The sequence below is a fragment of the Streptomyces sp. NPDC096339 genome (assembly GCF_044762985.1).
In the GTDB taxonomy this organism is placed as follows: domain Bacteria; phylum Actinomycetota; class Actinomycetes; order Streptomycetales; family Streptomycetaceae; genus Streptomyces.
Window position 1 is genome coordinate 203,615 of record NZ_JBIWFI010000010.1, and the last position, 17,264, is coordinate 220,878.

The 17,264-nt window shown below is 72.9% G+C and carries 19 protein-coding genes; 9 read left to right on the forward strand and 10 right to left on the reverse strand.

Annotated features, from left to right (window positions below; all coding sequences use genetic code 11):
* The first annotated feature begins 106 nt into the window (after positions 1-106).
* The gene (locus ACIQ5Y_RS16560; protein WP_403880295.1) at positions 107-817 is read left to right on the forward strand and encodes an esterase/lipase family protein; all 711 of its coding nucleotides are present in this window, start codon (positions 107-109) and stop codon (positions 815-817) included.
* 15 nt (positions 818-832) lie between these two features.
* Here the strand turns inward: ACIQ5Y_RS16560 and ACIQ5Y_RS16565 are convergent, their stop codons facing one another.
* Positions 833-1,390 carry a hypothetical protein gene (locus tag ACIQ5Y_RS16565; RefSeq protein ID WP_403880333.1) on the reverse strand — a complete coding sequence of 186 codons (558 nt, stop codon included), beginning with the start codon at positions 1,388-1,390 and terminating at the stop codon, positions 833-835.
* A gap of 78 nt (positions 1,391-1,468) precedes the next feature.
* Here ACIQ5Y_RS16565 and ACIQ5Y_RS16570 point away from each other — a divergent pair, with 78 nt between their 5' ends.
* Complete coding sequence (locus ACIQ5Y_RS16570) at positions 1,469-2,185, forward strand: hypothetical protein (protein WP_403880297.1); 717 nt, start codon at positions 1,469-1,471, stop codon at positions 2,183-2,185.
* Between the two features lie 66 nt (positions 2,186-2,251).
* Here ACIQ5Y_RS16570 and ACIQ5Y_RS16575 read toward each other — a convergent pair whose 3' ends face one another.
* On the reverse strand, positions 2,252-2,674 hold the full coding sequence (locus ACIQ5Y_RS16575) for a MarR family winged helix-turn-helix transcriptional regulator (RefSeq protein ID WP_403880298.1): 423 nt from the start codon (positions 2,672-2,674) through the stop codon (positions 2,252-2,254).
* Between the two features lie 95 nt (positions 2,675-2,769).
* On the opposite strand from ACIQ5Y_RS16575, the gene ACIQ5Y_RS16580 reads away from it, so the two are divergent.
* The 3 genes from ACIQ5Y_RS16580 to ACIQ5Y_RS16590 all read left to right on the forward strand — a co-directional run bounded on the left by ACIQ5Y_RS16580 (position 2,770) and on the right by ACIQ5Y_RS16590 (position 5,180).
* Positions 2,770-3,792: an NADP-dependent oxidoreductase gene (locus ACIQ5Y_RS16580; protein WP_403880300.1), complete on the forward strand. Its 1,023-nt coding sequence runs from the start codon at positions 2,770-2,772 to the stop codon at positions 3,790-3,792.
* Positions 3,793-3,856: 64 nt separating this feature from the next.
* Entirely contained in the window at positions 3,857-4,279 is a 423-nt protein-coding gene (locus tag ACIQ5Y_RS16585; RefSeq protein ID WP_030657091.1) for an organic hydroperoxide resistance protein, read from the forward strand.
* Positions 4,280-4,355: 76 nt separating this feature from the next.
* On the forward strand, positions 4,356-5,180 hold the full coding sequence (locus tag ACIQ5Y_RS16590; RefSeq protein WP_403880302.1) for an EI24 domain-containing protein: 825 nt from the start codon (positions 4,356-4,358) through the stop codon (positions 5,178-5,180).
* Positions 5,181-5,347: 167 nt separating this feature from the next.
* On the opposite strand, the gene ACIQ5Y_RS16595 is transcribed toward ACIQ5Y_RS16590, so the two are convergent.
* A complete protein-coding gene (locus ACIQ5Y_RS16595; protein ID WP_403880304.1) occupies positions 5,348-6,232 on the reverse strand; it encodes an NAD(P)-dependent oxidoreductase in 885 nt (294 codons plus the stop codon).
* A 96-nt stretch (positions 6,233-6,328) separates the two neighbouring features.
* On the opposite strand from ACIQ5Y_RS16595, the gene ACIQ5Y_RS16600 reads away from it, so the two are divergent.
* On the forward strand, positions 6,329-6,664 hold the full coding sequence (locus ACIQ5Y_RS16600; protein WP_403880306.1) for a winged helix-turn-helix transcriptional regulator: 336 nt from the start codon (positions 6,329-6,331) through the stop codon (positions 6,662-6,664).
* Between the two features lie 8 nt (positions 6,665-6,672).
* On the opposite strand, the gene ACIQ5Y_RS16605 is transcribed toward ACIQ5Y_RS16600, so the two are convergent.
* Genes ACIQ5Y_RS16605 through ACIQ5Y_RS16615 form a run of 3 tightly spaced genes read right to left on the reverse strand, consistent with a single transcriptional unit; the run spans position 6,673 to position 9,081 of the window.
* Complete coding sequence (locus tag ACIQ5Y_RS16605; RefSeq protein ID WP_403880308.1) at positions 6,673-7,398, reverse strand: hypothetical protein; 726 nt, start codon at positions 7,396-7,398, stop codon at positions 6,673-6,675.
* Positions 7,399-7,411: 13 nt separating this feature from the next.
* Complete coding sequence (locus ACIQ5Y_RS16610; RefSeq protein WP_403880310.1) at positions 7,412-8,122, reverse strand: carbon-nitrogen hydrolase family protein; 711 nt, start codon at positions 8,120-8,122, stop codon at positions 7,412-7,414.
* Between the two features lie 5 nt (positions 8,123-8,127).
* Entirely contained in the window at positions 8,128-9,081 is a 954-nt protein-coding gene (locus ACIQ5Y_RS16615; RefSeq protein ID WP_403880312.1) for a LysR family transcriptional regulator, read from the reverse strand.
* Between the two features lie 57 nt (positions 9,082-9,138).
* Between ACIQ5Y_RS16615 and ACIQ5Y_RS16620 the strand changes: the two genes are divergently transcribed.
* On the forward strand, positions 9,139-9,954 hold the full coding sequence (locus ACIQ5Y_RS16620) for an NAD(P)-dependent oxidoreductase (RefSeq protein ID WP_403880314.1): 816 nt from the start codon (positions 9,139-9,141) through the stop codon (positions 9,952-9,954).
* Here the strand turns inward: ACIQ5Y_RS16620 and ACIQ5Y_RS16625 are convergent.
* The 3 genes from ACIQ5Y_RS16625 to ACIQ5Y_RS16635 form a co-directional block, all read right to left on the reverse strand.
* Entirely contained in the window at positions 9,951-11,075 is a 1,125-nt protein-coding gene (locus tag ACIQ5Y_RS16625; protein ID WP_403880316.1) for a low temperature requirement protein A, read from the reverse strand. The genes ACIQ5Y_RS16620 and ACIQ5Y_RS16625 overlap by 4 nt on opposite strands.
* 107 nt (positions 11,076-11,182) lie before the next feature.
* Entirely contained in the window at positions 11,183-12,142 is a 960-nt protein-coding gene (locus ACIQ5Y_RS16630) for an endonuclease/exonuclease/phosphatase family protein (RefSeq protein ID WP_403880318.1), read from the reverse strand.
* A gap of 64 nt (positions 12,143-12,206) precedes the next feature.
* Positions 12,207-12,788: a TetR/AcrR family transcriptional regulator gene (locus ACIQ5Y_RS16635; protein WP_403880320.1), complete on the reverse strand. Its 582-nt coding sequence runs from the start codon at positions 12,786-12,788 to the stop codon at positions 12,207-12,209.
* Positions 12,789-12,940: 152 nt separating this feature from the next.
* Here ACIQ5Y_RS16635 and ACIQ5Y_RS16640 point away from each other — a divergent pair, with 152 nt between their 5' ends.
* The gene (locus tag ACIQ5Y_RS16640) at positions 12,941-15,391 is read left to right on the forward strand and encodes a beta-glucosidase (protein ID WP_403880322.1); all 2,451 of its coding nucleotides are present in this window, start codon (positions 12,941-12,943) and stop codon (positions 15,389-15,391) included.
* Between the two features lie 99 nt (positions 15,392-15,490).
* On the opposite strand, the gene ACIQ5Y_RS16645 is transcribed toward ACIQ5Y_RS16640, so the two are convergent.
* Positions 15,491-16,387, reverse strand: coding sequence for an SGNH/GDSL hydrolase family protein (locus tag ACIQ5Y_RS16645; protein ID WP_403880324.1), 897 nt, complete (start codon positions 16,385-16,387; stop codon positions 15,491-15,493).
* A 248-nt stretch (positions 16,388-16,635) separates the two neighbouring features.
* On the opposite strand from ACIQ5Y_RS16645, the gene ACIQ5Y_RS16650 reads away from it, so the two are divergent.
* Entirely contained in the window at positions 16,636-17,130 is a 495-nt protein-coding gene (locus tag ACIQ5Y_RS16650; RefSeq protein WP_030160508.1) for a DUF3145 domain-containing protein, read from the forward strand.
* Positions 17,131-17,264: the final 134 nt, after the last annotated feature.

Here is a 17,264-nt window from a genome sequence, read left to right on the forward strand (position 1 = left end):
CCGGGGGGTGTGTCGAGGCTGCAAGGGGGTGGATTTCTGTACCGACAGGCAGCACCATGCCCGCACCGCACGCGCTACTCACGCGTAACAAGGTAAAGGGGACCCGATGCTGACGACCCGCCAGAGGATGCCGGCGCTCCTGGCGCTCTGCTTCGCGCTGCTCGCGCCCCCGGCGGCCCATGCCGCCGACCGGGCCGGGGCCGGGACCCCTGACCGGGCGTCATCGCACCGTCCGGTGGTCTTCGTGCACGGCTACAACGCGGACCCGGGCGTCTGGGGAGCCCTCCGCGAGGACCTGCGCGCCGCCGGGTACGCCGACTCGGAGCTCTTCTCCTTCGGCTACGACACCCACCAGTCGGTCAACGAGGTCCTCTCCGGCCGGCTCGCCGCCTACGTCGAGGACGTCCGCAGGCAGACCGGCGCCGCCAAGGTCGACGTGGTCGCGCACTCCTTCGGCTCGCTGGTGAGCCGCTGGTACGTGAAGTTCGGCGGCGGCGGGGCCACCGTGGACCACTGGGTCTCCCTGGCCGGCCCCAACCACGGCACCTCCACCGCGTGGGCCTGCGCCCTGTGGGACCAGGCCTGCCGGGACATGACCCCCGGGTCGTACGTGATGAAGAACCTGAACGGCGGGGACGAGACCCCGGGCGCCGTGAAGTACGCGACCTTCTGGTCGAACTGCGACGAGGTCGTCAACCCGGACTCCAGCGTCCCCCTCGCCGGAGCCGCCAACACGCCGGTCGGCTGCCTGAAGCACAACGACCTGCTCGGCGACGACGCCACCTCGGCCGGCGTACGGGCCTTCCTGGCCTCCTGATCCACCGGACACCCCCTAATCGGCAGGGGTCGAGACGCGCTGGAGCAGGCCGTAGGTGAACTCCGCCACGCACGGCCCGCCCGGCACCTCGAAGGCCAGGCGCCAGCGCGTCGGCGCGGTGCCCTCCATCGGCCGCACCGGGGCGAAGGCCCGCGCCACCTCGTCCACCGTCGCCGACCAGGGCCGCAGGTCCGCCGCCGTCTCCAGTACGGGTCCACGCGCGCCCGGGGCCCGTACCAGCCACTCGTTCCACACCGCCCCGTCCGGCGCGGCCAGCACCTCGAAACGCAGGTCGGGCCAGAGCGGCACCGGCCACAGCAGGGCCTCGCACTCCAGGTCGCCGATCGTGCGACGTTCGGCGGACTCGGGCGGGCCCAGCACCGAGCGGTAGCGGGCCAGGGCGCCGCGGGAGCGGGGCGAGCGGACCATCGCCTGCCAGCGTTTGTTGGCCTCGCGCTGGTCCGCGAGGGAGGCGCCGAGCCGGCGGCGGGCCTCGTCCGCGAGCTCCGGCTGGAAGTCCGCCATCCGCCTGAGCAGCACCAATTGGAAGGCGGCGGGCCCGAAGAAGGTCATGGAGGACACGATTCCACACAGGATCCTTACGTTCTCGGGATCCGGATGTAGCCGATCACCACGTAGCCTGCGGGCGCTATGAGCTATTGCCCTGCCTGTCGGAGGCACCTCAACGGCGCACTGGCGTGCGCCGGCTGCGGGACCCCGGCCGAGTACCTGACCGCAGCCCCGCCCGCTGCCGGGAGCCCCGGGGCGCCCGGATACGCGGTGCCGCCGGTGCCCGAGGCGCCGACCGCGCTGGCCGACGTGTTCGCGGACTCGCTCGTCACGCTGTCCGTCCCGAACGAGCGCAGGGCCGGTGCGCGCCGCCGCGCCGAGCGCCGCAGACGCAGCCGGATGGCGTTGACGGTCACCCTCGGGGTGCTGCTCGCCACCGCGGCCTCGCTGCTGGTGGTCCGGATGACCGCGGAGGGGGAGCGCACCGACCGCGCCTCCGAGGTGGTGCTCACCGACGACGGCCCGCAGCAGCCCGCTCCGCTGCCGGACCTGCCGACCTCGGGCGCCCCCTCGGCCCCGGGCGGCAAGGCGACCGCGAAGGTCGCCGCCGGACCCACGAAGAAGGCCGCGCCCGTGAGCCTCACACCGGGCCCGACGGCTTCCATACCCGCGCCGACGCTGTCGGAGACGCCCTCGGGCTCCCCCAGCCCGTCGAAGTCCGGAAAGCAGAAGGGCAAGCCCTCGCCGAGCGGGGCGGCTTCGGGCACCCCGACGCCGGTGGGCACCGGGATCCCGACGCCCACACCCACGCCGACGAAGACGAAGTGCAATTCCTGGTGGAACCCGCTCTGCTGGTGACCCGAGGCGCCCTGCCGGCCTGAGCCGGCCCCGACGCCCGCCGGGCCGGGCCGGCCGGTGGTCCCGTCAGCCCAGCATCCGCTTGAGCAGGTCGCGCAGGACCGCCCGCTCCGCCGGGGACAGCCCGGCCAGCGGCTCGCGCGCGAAGTCCAGCGACTCGCGCAGCCGCTCCGCGGTCTGCCGGCCCTCCTCCGTGGGGGCGGCCAGCTTCACCCGGCGGTCGGCGGGATCCGGCTGCCGCTCGACCAGGCCGCGTGTCTCCAGCCGGTCCACGATCCCGGTCACGTTCGACGGCTCGCAGCGCAGCTTCTGCGCGATGCGGCGCATCGGCATCGGCTCCAGGGCGAGCATGTTGAGCACCTTGGCCTGCGCGCCGGTCAGCTGGTGGCTGGCGGCCGCGTGCTCGTACTCCATGTGGTACCTGGCCACGACATCGCCGATGAGCTCGACGACCTCGATGGTCACTGGGTCTGTGCGACGACTGGGCATGGATCCAGAGTACCGACTTACTTGACAACATGAAATATCCAGGCGCATGGTTGTTTCACCCAGTGAAGCAATTCCGTTCTCATCAGGAGCGCCGCATGTCCGAGATCCCCGCCGTGAGCCGCGAGTGGCACCTCGTCCGTCGCCCGCAGGGCTGGCCCGTCGCCGAGGACTTCGCCCTGCGCGAGGTGCCCGTGTCGGCCGAGCCCGCCGCCGGCCGGATCCTCGTACGGAACCTCCACATGTCCGTGGACCCGTACATGCGCGGCCGGATGAACGACGTGAAGTCCTACATCCCGCCCTTCCAGCTCGACGAGCCGATGCAGGGCGGTGCGGTCGGCGAGGTCGTCGCCTCCGCCGCCGAGGGCTTCGCCGTGGGCGACCACGTCCTGCACCACCTGGGCTGGCGCGAGTACGCGGAGCTCGACGCGAAGCACGTCACCAAGGTCGACTCCTCGCTCGCCCCGCTCTCCGCCTACCTCGGCGTGCTCGGCATGCCGGGCCTGACGGCCTACGCCGGTCTCTTCGAGGTCGCCTCCTTCAAGGAGGGGGACTCCGTCTTCGTCTCCGGCGCGGCCGGTGCGGTCGGCAGCCTCGTCGGGCAGTTCGCCAAGATCAAGGGCGCCTCCCGGGTGATCGGCTCCGCCGGCTCGGACGAGAAGGTGACGCTCCTCACGGAGAAGTACGGCTTCGACGCCGCCTTCAACTACAAGAACGGCCCCGTCGCCGAGCAGCTCCCCCCGGCCGCACCCGACGGCGTCGACGTCTACTTCGACAACGTCGGAGGGGACCACCTGGAGGCCGCGATCTCCTCGATGAACGTGCACGGCCGGGCGACCCTGTGCGGAGCCATCGCCGGCTACAACGACACCGAGGCCGCCCCCGGCCCGCGCAACCTGGTGCAGGTCATCGGCAAGCGGCTGCGCCTTCAGGGAATCCTCGTGGGCGACCACGCCGGACTCCAGCAGCAGTTCGTCCAGGACGTCGCCGGATGGCTGCGTTCCGGTGAGCTCCGGTACGACGAGACCGTCGTCGAGGGCGTCGAGAACGCGACCTCCGCCTTCCTCGGCATGCTGCGCGGCGAGAACACCGGAAAGATGATCGTTTCTTTCACCGGTTAGTCTCTCTGTACACCGTTGTGACCGTGGGCGCGAGTCGCGACGATTACCAGGAGGATTTTCTTACATGTCCATCCAGCAGTCCGACGTCGCGTACACCGCTGTCGCCACCGCCGAGAACGGCCGTGACGGCCGCGTCGCCACCAACGACGGCCAGCTCGACGTCGTCGTGAACCCGCCGAAGGAGCTCGGCGGCAGCGGCGCCGGCACCAACCCGGAGCAGCTGTTCGCCGCCGGCTACAGCGCCTGCTTCCAGGGCGCCCTGGGTGTCGTCGCGAAGAACGTGAACGCCGACATCTCCGGCTCCACGGTCACCGCCGAGGTCGGCATCGGCAAGAACGACGAGGGCTTCGGCCTGATCGTCAAGATCTCCGCCGTGATCCCGAACGTGGACGCCGCCACCGCCAAGGAGCTCATCGAGAAGGCCCACGAGGTGTGCCCCTACTCGAAGGCCACCCGCGGCAACATCACCGTCGAGCTCGCCGTCTGATCCGGCACCGCTCGCCGAAGGCCGCACCCCATGGGGTGCGGCCTTCGCCGTGACCGGGGCCCCATAAACTTCCGCCATGCGTGATCTTGCGGAGGGGTTCCGGTACCTGCTGGCCGGACAGAGATGGGTACTGCGTCACGGCCGATGGCTGGGGTTCGGGCTGCTGCCCGGGCTGGTCTCACTGGTCCTGTACGCGGGCGCGCTGATCGGGCTCGGCTACGGCGCCGACGACTTCACCGCCTGGGCCACCCCCTTCGCCGACGACTGGAGCTCGGCCTGGCTCGCCCTGTTCCGCGGCTTCCTGACCTTCCTGGTCTTCGGCCTCGGGCTCTTCCTCGCGGTCATCACCTTCACCGCCGTGACCCTGCTGATCGGCCAGCCCTTCTACGAGTCCCTCTCCGAGCAGGTCGACCGCAGCGAGGGCGGCAAGGTGCCCGAGTCCGGGCTCCCGCTCTGGCAGGAGCTGTGGATCTCGGCACGGGACAGCCTCCGGGTGCTCGGCCGGGTGCTGCTGTACGGGATCGGGCTCTTCGCCCTCGGCTTCATCCCCGTGATCGGGCAGACGGTGGTCCCCGTGCTCGGGTTCTGCGTCTCCGGCTGGTTCCTGACCCAGGAACTCACCTCCGTGGCCCTCCAGCGGCGCAAGGTGGAGCTGCCCGAGCAGATGTCGCTGATGCGCTCGCGACGGCTGCTGGTACTGGGCTTCGGCGTACCGCTGGTGCTGGCGTTCCTGGTGCCGCTGGTCGCGGTGTTCCTGATGCCGGGCGCGGTGGCCGGGGCCACCCTGATGGTGCGCGACCTGCGGCAGGAGAACGGGCAGGACGAGGAGCCGGCCGGAACCGCTCCGGCCGGCCCCGCGCAGCCCGACGGCTTCGGTCCGCCCTCGCCTGGCTTCGCCTGAGCCGGACCGGACGGCCGGGCGGCGGCCGTGAGGTCGGACAGCCGGACAGCCGGACAGTGGGGCAGCCGGACAGTGGGGCAGCCGGACAGCCGGACAGCCGGACAGCCGGACAGCCGGACAGTGGGGCAGCCGGACAGTGGGGCAGCCGGACAGTGGGGCAGGGCGGACTACCGCTTCAGCAGGGTGATGGCCCCCGTGGTGTCTTCGCCGCCGTGTGACGCGGGGTCCGCCTCCAGCCTCCGCCGCATCAGCTCCAGGTACGGGGCGATCAGCTCGGTGCTCACCCCCTGCTCCGCGGCGGTCCGCAGCAGGGTGCCGGACGCCGCCACCTGCATGGCCAGGTTCGACTCCACGCCCGAGGTGAAGTCCCGGGAGGTGAGCCGCTCGGCGGCGTTGCCCACGAAGAACCCCATCGCGCCGAGCCAGGCCGACAGCAGCGGGGCCAGGTCCTTCGGCGCGATGTCCTCGCCCTCGATCAGGGCGTAGGCGTGCGAGATCCCGGCGAACAGGCCGCACATCGCGCTGAGCAGCGCCACGTCGTGCAGAGCGGCGTGCCCGGCATCCTCGCCGACGAAGCGCGCCCCGGCCGGGGCCTCCAGGGCGGGGCGGTGGACATCGAACAGGGCCCGCGAGCCGCTGTAGAAGACGTAGCCCCCGGCCCCGGGCCCGATCATGGACGGCGTGCCCATGATGCCGCCGTCCAGGAACCGGGCACCGCGCGCCTCGGCCCAGGCGGCTCGCGTCCGCCCCTCGGAGGGGGTGCCGGTGGTGAGGTTGACCAGGTCCTTGCCGGTGAGGTCGATCCCGTCCAGGACGGCCTCGACGGACGCGTCGTCCAGGAGGCACAGGACGACGAGGGGGCTCGCGGCCACCGCCTCGGCGGGGCTCGCGGCGACGGCGGCGCCGTCGGAGGCCAGGGCCTCGGCCTTGGCGGACGTACGGTTCCAGACGGTGAGGGGGTACCCGGCGGCGAGCCAGGTGCGGGCCAGGGCGGTGCCCATGTCGCCGAGTCCGAGCAGGGTGATCGGGTTGCGCGGTGTGTTGTCGTTCATGACGTTCAGCCTGTTCGCAGGCACGTGAGTGCTCAAGTACGCACTTCGGAGTGGGTGGTTACCCTGAGGTGAGCGAACAGGTGGGAGGGGTGTGCGATGGCGGTGACACGGAGGCCCGGCGCGGACCACTGCGGGATCGCAGCGGCGATGTCCGTGATCGACGGCAAGTGGAAGGTGTCGCTCCTGTGGGAACTGGAGCAGCGTCCGCGCCGCTTCGGTGAACTGCGCCGGCTGGTGCCGGGGGTCTCGGAGAAGGTGCTCGCCGCCCAGCTGCGCGAGCTGGAGACGGACGGCATCGTGCACCGCGAGGTGTACGAGGAGGTCCCGCCGCGCGTCGAGTACTCCCTGACCCCGCTCGGCCAGGAGCTGAACACGGCCTTGGAGGCCCTGGGCGCCTGGGGCTCCAAGCACCTTCTCCCGGTGACCGCCTAGAGCACCGGCTAGGCCGGGCGCGGCATCACCCACACGGCCTCGGCCGTCGCACAGACCTCGCCGTCGGCGGTGGCCAGGGCCGTGCCCGCGGTGTACTTGCGGTCCGCAGAGGACAGCATCCAGGAGTACGAGACGAGCCCCTGGCCCACCGGCACGGGCCGCACCAGCAGGGCCGTGAGCGCGGCCGTGACCGCGCCCGCCGGGCGGCCGTCGAGCACCCGCCCGGCCGCGTTCCCGGGGCAGTCCAATGCGCCCCACACCAGCTCGGGAGGGAGTAGACCGTCCGGGCCCGCGAGAGCGGCTCCGGGGGTCCAGGCGGTGGCGACGAGGTCGCGGCCCGGCACCGGCCCGCAGTGCAGCCGCAGTCCGGTGGACGCGGTGCGGCCGAGCCCGCAGCCGAAGCAGTCGGTCTGTCCGTCCGGCGGGGCCGCCCGGTAGGCCTCGGCGGCCGCTTCGGCCTCGGCCCAGGACGGGGGCCGCGGTACCGGCCCGGTGAGCTCGGCGGGGGCCGCGGCGGCCAGCAGCAGTTCGCCGTCCGTCAGGGAGCAGCCGCCGTCGGGGGTCGAGGCGAGCCGGACCGGCAGCCCGGTCGGCACGGGCCGCCGGAAGTCCACCCGGACCTCCGGCGCGGCGGCGCGGCCGGCCAGCAGGCCCGCCACGTAGCCGCCGAAGGCCACTCCCGGATAGCCGTGCAGGTGCTCGGGGACGGTGATCGTCTCGAAATCGGCTCTCATGCCGGCCACCTCATCACACGCCGACCTCGGCCGTGACCACCGAGGGCGTACGGTCGTCCGCCTCGGCCGCCGGCTCCCCGCCCGGCCCCCACACCGCCGCGCCCCCGCAGCCCGTCCACGGCCCCGCGGGTCCCACGTGGTTGGCGAGGACCACGTACAGGCCGTGCTCCTTCGCGATGCCGGGGTGGACGGTGGCGCGCTCCCGGATCCCGCCGCCCGTCCCGTACAGGGAGCTCGCCAGGTGCACCCGGCAGCCGTCGGCCGCGGCCCGGCCGGTCAGCTCGGGGAAGTGGTTGTCGTAGCAGATCCCCAGGGAGAAGCGGATCCCGCCGAGTGCGAAGCGGCCGTCGGCCGCGCCCGGCTGGAAGACGCCCTGTTCGTGCCGGTAGAGGTGCTGCTTCAGGTACGTGGTCACGTGCGCGCCGTCCGCGTCGTGCACCAGCGTCGCGATGGCGGGCCGAGGGCCGCCGGTGGGTACGGCGACGCCCACGGCGGTGGCGATGCCGGCGGAGCGCAGCGGGTCCAGCCGGGGGTCGTCGGCGCCCGTCCACAGCCCGGGATCGGAGGCCAGCGCCGCCAACTCGTAGCCGGTCAGCGTGAACTCGGGGAAGACGACCAGCTCGGCGCCCTGCTCCCGGGCCGCGACGGCGAGCGCGGCCGCCCGTGCGGCGTTGGCGGGAACATCGGCGGGTATGCAGGTCAGCTGCGCTGCGGCGATCTTCACCCGGCTCAGCATGCCAGGCCGGCGGCGGTCTCCTTCAGCAGGGCGAGGAAGGCCGTGGCGGCGGGGGAGGGCGCGATCCCGAGCGGGGTCGCGGCGTAGACCCGGCGGCGCGGGGTGTCCTCGGGATGCAGCGGGACGAGCACGAGGTCGGCCCGCGCGGAGGAGGCGGCGAGCGCGGGCATCAGGGTGATGCCGAGCCCGGCGGCGACGAAGCCCTGTTTGGCGATCCAGTCGGCGGCGAACAGACCGGCGCGCGGGCGGAAGCCCCGGGCCACCGCCGAGCCCAGCAGGGTGTCCTCGGGGCGGGTGCCGCCCGTGATCCACACCTCGTCGGCGAGCTCGGCCAGCCGCAGGCCGGCGCGGCCGGCGAACCGGTGCCCGAGCGGCAGGGCCACGTACATCCGCTCGTCGAGCAGGTGGTGCGGGGTGCACCCGTTCGGCGGCTCACCGGAGGTGGCGGCCACCACCGCGAGGTCGAGGTCCCCGGAGGCCAGCAGTGCCAGGTGCCGTGCCGACAGGCCCTCGGCGCGGGTGACTTCGACCGCGGGGTGGCGGGTGCGGAACACGGCCAGGGAGCGCGGCAGCAGCGCGGCGTCGGCGGTGGCGAAGGAGCCGATCCGCAGCCGGCCGGCGCCGAGCGTGCGCAGCGCTTCGAGTTCGGCGCGGGCGGCGCGCAGCCGCTCGCCGACGGCCTCGGCGTGCGGGAGCAGGATCCGGCCGGCCTCGGTGAGCCGGACCCCGCGGGGAAGACGGTCGAAGAGCGGGGTGCCCCACTCGTCCTCCAGGGTCTGGATCTGCCGGGAGACCGCGGACTGGGTGTAACCGAGGGAGCGGGCGGCGGCGGTGAAGGAGGCCAGGCGGGCGACGCGCAGGAAGACCTCGTACAAGCCGTGCGAGGCGTGCGGGATGGAAAGGGCGACCGGGACGGACGGGACGGGTGAGGTATGCGGACCGGGCATGTTCCCCATGCTAGACATTCGCTTGTCGCATGTCCGGGCCGGATCTAGCGTCGGGGCATGCACTCGACGGATACGGCACAGAAGATCGCATTCCTCGGCCTCGGCAACATGGGCGCCCCGATGGCCCGTCACCTGCTCGACAGGGGCCACGCGCTGACGGTGTGGAACCGGACGCCGGGCAGGACGCGGCCACTCGCGGAGGCCGGCGCGGCCGTCGCCGACACGCCCGCCGAGGCGGTGCAGGGGGCGGACCTCGTCATCACGATGCTGGCCGACCCGGACGCCCTGCGGGCCGTCTCCGAGGGCGTGATCCCGGCCCTGCGGCCCGGTGTCCACTGGATCGACACCTCGACGGTCGGGCCGGACGCGGTGCGCGAGCTCGCGCAGCGGCTGCCGGCGGGGGCGACCCTGACCGACGCGCCCGTGATGGGGAGCGTGGACCGGGCGGCCGCGGGGGAGTTGTGGGTGCTGGCCGGGGGACCGCTGCCGGACCCCGTCCGCGAGGTGCTGGACGCACTCGGGGAGGTCACCGAGTGCGGTCCGGTCGGCGCGGGCGCCGCGCTCAAGCTGGTGCTGATCAACGCGGTGGTCGGCGGGGTCGGCCTGGTGGCCGAGGCGCTGACGCTGGGCCGTGAACTGGGCCTGCCCGAGGCCCTGGTCCGCGCGGAGCTCGCCCGGGGGCCGCTGGCGGGCGCGGTGGCACGCGCGTACGCGGACGCCTCCCACTTCCCGGTGGCCCTGGCCGCGAAGGACGTGGCCCTGGCCACCGGCCGCGCCCCGCTCCCGATCCTGGAGGCGGTGCGGGCCACGCTCACGGCCCGCCCGGACCTCGCGGACCAGGACCTCTCGCGGATCAGGCCGGGCGCCGCCTAGGCGGCGGGCGCCGGGCCGCCCGGGAGCCCGCCGCGCGTGCGGACGAGGGCGAGTTCCGTCAGGTTGAGGATGGTGACCAGCGCCGTCAGGAGCGCCAGGGCGCCCAGCGAGGGCAGCAGCGCGGCCGGCGGCAGCAGGGCCAGGGCGACGGCGGCGGCCACCAGCCGGGTCACCGACCAGGACCGGAACAGGTGCCAGCGCGTGTACCCGAAGGTGGCGAGGTAGAGGGCGCAGCCCCCGTACAGGAGGGCGGCCACGCCGAGCGGGAGCCGTTCGCCGGGGTGCGCGACGGCCTCGGCCATGCCGACCGCCACCGCGATGACCGAGGCGATCAGCGAGAGGTGCCCGTACGAGAGGACCTGCCGGGCCACGTCCGCCCGTACGGACGCCGTCTCCAGCCCGTGCCGGACCGCGCTCGCCGCCAGGTGGAAGTACACCCACCACAGGCTGCAGACCAGGGTGAAGGCCACGGCGACGGCCGCGAGCGAGCCGGCGCCGAGCTCGGCGGCGGAGGCCACCGGGGCGCCGACGGCGACGATCGACTCGCCCAGCGCGATCATCACGAACAGGCCGAACCGTTCGGCGAGGTGCCCCGATTCGAAGTCCAGGCGCATCATGTTGCGGCGCGTCAGCCGGGGCGCGGCCAGGTCCACGGCGGCTGCCAGCGCCCACAGCCCGATCCGGGCCCCTCCGTCGAGGAAGGCGCCGGCCAGCAGCAGCGGGCCGCTGATCAGCACCGACAGGACGGCCGGGGTGGGCCTCGGGCGCCGTCCGGGGACGTGCGCCAGCGCCGCGAGCAGCAGGCGGGCGCAGAAGTAGGCACCGGCGAACAGCGGCCCGCGGTCCCCGTAGGCCTCCGGCAGGGCCAGGGCCATCATCAGGCCGCACAGCCCGGCCGCGAAGAGCGCGATCCGGTTCAGCGGCCGTTCCGCGTCATGGGTGTTGGAGTACACGGTGTTGCCGACCCACACCCAGTAGATCGGTATGAACGCGATCACGGCCCGTCCGGTGCCGCTCCAGCCGTGGTCGTGGTGGAGCAGCGCCGACACCTGCGTCACGGCGAACACCAGCACCAGGTCGAAGAAAAGCTCCGACCACGCGACCTTCTTCTCGGTCTCCATCCCCAAATCCCCCCGGTAGCCCGTCGGGAGAAGGATGCACGGACGGCTCCGGCGGCTGCGCGGCGGGGCCCCGCATCAGGGCCCCGGCGTTCCTCCGGCGCGGTGCGTCAGGCGGGGACGGCCACGGACTCGATCACGACGTGGTGGTCGGAGTAGGCCGAGTCGGCCACCGCGCACCAGCGCCGGGTCTCACTGCCGAAGAGGTGGTCGATCTTCCTGCCGGAGTCGTGGGTGGGGCGGCCGGTGCGCGAGGCGCCCGTCTGGTCGCACTCCTGGTAGCCCTCGGTGCCCGGGCCGGTGGAGTAGAGGCCGGCGGGCCACACCCAGGCGTCCTTGTCGTCCGGGTCGTCCGGGGGCAGCGCGTTGAAGTCCCCGCCGAAGACCGTCCTGGGGAAGGTGTTCACGATGCCCTTGATCTCCGCGAGCTGGTCGTCCCGGTAGTCCCAGGTCGGGTGGTCCGGGTTGCTGCCGAGGGGCGAGGTGTGGACGTTGCACAGCCGGACGTTCCAGTACACCGCCGTCGCGCACTGGAAGGGCCTCTGCTGGCCGACGTACGGCTGCGTCAGCGGGTACTCCCGGGCGTCCGCCATCTGGCCCTTGAGCACGATCGCCGTCCCGATGCGGTCGGCCCGCCCGGTGTCCTCACCGCAGCGGCTGTTCCACTTGCCGTCGGCTCCCTGGGACCACTGGTACGGGACGAAGTTCTTGCTCCAGCCCGGGCCCAACCGGTCCATCAGCTGGGTGAGATCGTCCTCGCACACTTCCTGGAGGAGCGCGGCGTGGACGTAGTTGTTCTGGACGTGGTACCTGACCACGTCGATCTTCTGCTGCGGAGTGCCGGTCCCCTCGCAGTGCCAGGTGGAGCGCTGCGAGCCGCACATGTTCCACGACATGACCTGGAGGTTCTTCGCCGTGGCGACCCCGGCCTCGGCCCGGCCGGGCACGACCGCCACATCGACGCCGTCACCGGCCCCGTCGGCCGCGGCCGACGGCGTGCCGAGCGCGGCGGTCAGCACCAGCCCGGTCACCACGCCGGCCGTTCTCCTCAGCGATCCCGACATTCCCATGGACCCCCCGATCCTCGTCCTCGGTTCGTATGGACGATCAAGGTATACGCCGGTCCGGAGCCGGTCAGGGGTGGGTCTCGGGGCCCCGCAACAGCGTGAGGAAGGAGCGGAACGCGGCCGGCATGTCCACCGACTCCGGGGCGAGCAGCCACTGGTACTGGAGCCCGTCCATGACGGCCGTCAGCAGCGGGGCCGCCTGTTCCGGGGTGAGGCCCGACGGGAGGCGGTCGCCGAACTCGGCGTGCAGCAGCGAGGCCATCTCCCGGCGGACCTGCTCGTAGCGGTCGGTGAAGAACGCGCGGGCCGGATGCCCCTCGGTGACGCTCTCGCCGAGCAGCGCCGAGAAGGTCTGGACGATGCCCGGGCGCATGGCGTTGTACTCCACCAGCGAATCCAGCAGGTCCAGGCGCCAGCCGCCCGCCGATACGCGCGAACCGCCGCCCGTGTCCCACCGGTCGCGCTCCTCCAGCACCGCGACCAGCAGGGCCTCCTTGGTGGGGAAGTAGTGCAGCAGCCCCTGCTGGGTCAGGCCCACGCGCTCGGCGACGGTGGCCAGGGCGGCGCCCCGGTAGCCGCGCTCCGCGATCACTTCGAGGGCCGCGAGGACGATCTCCTCGCGGCGCTCCTCGCTCCTGGCTCGGACCATCGCCCCGCACCCCTTTCCTTCACGGCCTCCAGAGGACCGTACGGCATCCCTATGTCACGAACACATCACGAACCCTACCGTTCAACAGGGAACGGGTCCACGATGGGGGCACCGCACAGCACCCGCACCGCAATCGACGAGGAGGCACGGCCGTGACCGATGCCGATCAGGCCCGCGAGCAGATCCGTGAAGACGCCGTGGAAGCGGCCCTGGACAAGCTGGATCTCGACACCAAGGCCCGCCTGCTTTCCGGGCAGGACATGTGGACCCTCCCCGAGATCCCCGAGATCGGGCTGAAGTCCCTGATCATGTCCGACGGCCCCATCGGGGTCCGCGGCGTGCGCTGGACCGCCGACGACCCGTCCATCGCGCTGCCCTCGCCCACCGCGCTCGCCGCCGCCTGGGACCCGGAGCTCGCCCGCCGGGCCGGCCGGCTCCTCGCCCAGGAGGCCCGCCGCAAGGGCGTCCACGTCCTCCTCGCCCCCACCGTCAACCTGCACCGCTCCCCGCTCGGCGGCCGGCACTTCGAGTGCTACTCCGAGGACCCCCACCTCACCGGCGCCATCGGCAGCGGCTACGTGAACGGCGTCCAGGACGGCGGCGTCGGCACCACCGTCAAGCACTTCGTCGGCAACGACGCCGAGACCGAGCGGTTCACCGTCGACAGCGTCATCGCCCCGCGGCCGCTGCGCGAGCTCTACCTGGCGCCCTTCGAGGCCATCGTCGCCAACGCCCACCCCTGGGGCATCATGACCGCCTACAACCGGGTCAACGGCACGACGATGACCGAGCACCAGTACCTGGTCAACGAAGTCCTGCGCGCCGAGTGGGGCTTCGACGGCTACAACGTGTCCGACTGGATGGCCGCCCGGTCCACCACGGGGGACATCCTCGGCGGCATGGACGTGGCCATGCCCGGCCCCCGGACCGTCTACGGACCGGCCCTCGCCGAAGCCGTACGCGCCGGGGAGGTCCCCGAGTCCGCCGTCGACACCGCCGTCCGCAACGTGCTGCGGCTCGCCGCCCGCGTCGGCGCCCTGGAGGGCGCCCCCGCCGCGGCCCGGGAGCTCCCCGCCCCGATCGACGGGCAGGCCCTGGCCCGCGAGCTCGCCGCCCGCGGCTTCGTCCTCGTGCGCAACGAGAACGGCACCCTCCCGCTCGACGCCTCCGCCGGCACCGTCGCCCTCATCGGCGCCGCGGCCCGTGACGCCCGAGTCCTCGGCGGCGGTTCCGCCACCGTCTTCCCCGAGCGGATCGTCTCCCCGCTCGACGGCCTCACCGAGGCCCTCCCCGAGGGGGCGCTCACCTACACCGTCGGCGCCGACCCCTCCGAGGAACTGACCCCCGCCGACAAGGGCTTCGAGCTCCGCGCGATCTGCCGCGACGCCTCCGGAGCGGTCGTCGGCGAGGGCAGCCTGCCGACCGGCCAGGTCCAGTGGATCGGCGACGACCTGCCCGCCGGTGCCACCTACGCGAACATGGCGAGCATCGAGGTCACCGGCACCTTCCTGCCGCGCGAGAGCGGCGAGCACGCCTTCGGCACCCGCGGCCTCGGCGCCTTCGCCCTCGCCGTCGACGGCGAGCGGCGCTGGGAGGGCGTCCAGCAGATGGGCAACGAGGCCGACCCCTTCGAGGCCTTCTTCGGCGCCCCGAGCGAGCGCACCCGCCTCACCCTCACCGAGGGCGTGCCCGTCGAAGTGTCGCTGACCTACCAGGTCCCCGACACCAGCGGGCTCCCGATGCAGGCCATCATGTTCTCGCTGCTCCACCTCGGCCCGCAGCGCGAGGCCGACGAACTGATCGCCGAGGCGGTGGAGGCCGCCCGCGCCGCCGACACCGCCGTCGTGGTCGTCGCCACCACCGAGCGCGTGGAGTCCGAGGGCTTCGACCGCGCCGACCTCGCGCTCCCGGGCCGCCAGGACGACCTGGTGCGCGCCGTCGCCGCCGTCAACCCGAACACCGTGGTCGTCGTCAACGCCGGCTCCCCGGTCGAGCTCCCGTGGCGCGAGGACGTCGCCGCCGTGCTCCTGACCTGGTTCCCCGGACAGGAGGGCGGGGCCGCGCTGGCCGACGTACTCCTCGGGAAGCAGGAGCCGGGCGGGCGCCTGCCCACCACCTGGCCCGCCCGCTTCGCCGACGCGCCCGTCACCGAGGTCGTCCCCACCGAGGGGCGCCTGGAGTACACCGAGGGCCTGTTCATCGGCTACCGGGCCTACGAGGCGCGGTCCGTCGAACCCGCTTTCCCCTTCGGGCACGGTCTCGGCTACACCGACTGGGCGTACGAGTCCCTGGAGGTCACCCCCGAGACGGTCCGGGTCCGCCTCACCAACACCGGCACCCGGCCGGGCCGCGAGGTCGTCCAGATCTACCTGGCCCCCGTCGCGGACCGTGTCGAGCGCCCGGCGAGCTGGCTGGCCGCCTTCGCCGGGGTCGAGGCGGGCCCCGGCGAGAGCGTCGAGACCGAGATCGCCCTGCCCGCCCGGGCCTTCGAGATCTGGGACGAGGAGGCCCGCGGCTGGCGGTGGATCGGCGGCACCTACGAGGTCCGCGCGAGCCACTCGCACGGCGAAACCCGACTGAGCGCGACGCTCGACCTCGCGTGACACGCCGGATGGCCTGAAATCACCCCTCTCGGGGTCGATGAGAAGCCGGATCGGGGGCAGGACCTGACACCTGCCCCCGATCCTTCGTTCATACGAGCGTCAACGCGGCGGTTCCGCGGCCGTCACCTGTCGGTGCGCCAGTTCCGCGAGCCGCGCCTGCCCGTCCTTGCCCGGATGGAACCAGTCCCAGCGGCTCAACTGCTCCGCCGAGAAGGGGTACTGGAACACCGCCCCGCCGTCGTAGCGGCACAACGCGTCCTTCGCGCAGACCTCGCGCAGCACCTCGTTGTACTCCACCACCCGCGCCCGCACCTGCTCGCGCCGGGCCGTCGCGCCCGAGCCCGCCGACAGCGGATCGGCGAGCATCGACTGACAGATGCCCAGCTTCCAGATCTGCCGCACCATCGGGCTGTCCTTGCCCTGCTCCCACAGCCGCTGGAGGTCCGGCACGCTGGAGACGTACACCTGCGAGGCGGGCGACGCGGCCCGCAGCCCGGCCAGGGCCTGTTCGAAACCGGCCCGGAACTGCGCCACCGGCGTCATCGACGAAGCCGTGGGCCGGCAGGCGTCGTTCGAGCCCACCATGACCGTGACCAGGTCGGGCTTGTGTCCGGCCGCCTCGGCGAGCTGCCCCGGCAGGTCCGCCATGCGCGAGCCGGTCACCGCGAAGTTCCAGCTGCGCCCAGGCGCCTCCACGTCCCCGATGAGGCGCGTGGCGAGGGAGCGCACCGCCGGGTCGTTGCCCGTGGCCCAGGAGACCTCCGGGCAGTCGGCCAGCACCGAACAGGCGTCGAAACCACGGGTGATCGAGTCGCCCACCGCCGCGATGGAGGCGGGCGCCGTGTTCCAACGCGGCCCGGCGTGAGCCTCCGGCCGGCCCCCACCGCCCGACCCGCCCGGGCTGCACCCCGTCATCGGACCGGCCAGCAGCACGGCCGTCGCGCCCGCGCCCGCGAATGCGCGACGCGCGCGGCGGCCTGCGGGGGTGGTGCGCATGGGAAGGTCCCCTCCTCGTCGTCCCCGTGTCATCCGGGGGTCCTGCTGAGTGAAAGCTCTGCGTTTGCGGGCTTCGGAGCGACCGTACGTCACACCATGACCCCTGGCGCACGGTAGCTTTTTCCCGTGGCGTTTCGGCCGCAAGTCCCGTAGCGCAATGTCAAATAATTTCCGTTACATTACATCACGTCACATACTGTCCGTTTTCTGGAGTTTATTCCCGACCTCGTCCCACACTGGAGGTCCCGGTGACGACACGTGGAGTTCTGTACGTGCATTCCGCGCCGCGCGCGCTCTGCCCGCACGTGGAATGGGCTGTTGCGGGAGTGCTCGGGGTGCGGGTGAACCTCGACTGGATCCGTCAGCCCGCCTCCCCAGGCACCTGGAGAGCCGAGTTCTCCTGGCAGGCCGAAGCCGGCACCGCCTCGAAGCTCGCCTCCGCACTGCGCGGCTGGCACCTGCTGCGCTTCGAGGTGACCGCGGAGCCGTGCCCGACCGCCGAGGGCGAGCGCTACAGCTCCACCCCGGAACTCGGCATCTTCCACGCCGTCACCGGCATGCACGGCGACATCCTCATCCCGGAGGACCGGCTCCGCGCGGCGCTGGCCCGGTCGGCTCGCGGCGAGACCGACCTGGAGGCCGAGATCGCCAAGCTCCTCGGCAAGCCCTGGGACGACGAACTGGAGCCCTTCCGCTACGCGGGCGAGGGCGCCCCGGTCCGCTGGCTCCACCAGGTGGTCTGATCTTGTAGGGCATGAAAAAGGGGCCCCGCCCGGCGGCGGGCCGGGGGGGGGCCCCGTTTTATTGCGACCAAAAAAAACCCAGAGGGCGGCGGGGGCGGAGCTGGGGGGGCCCGCGACCCGGGCGTGGTTTTTGG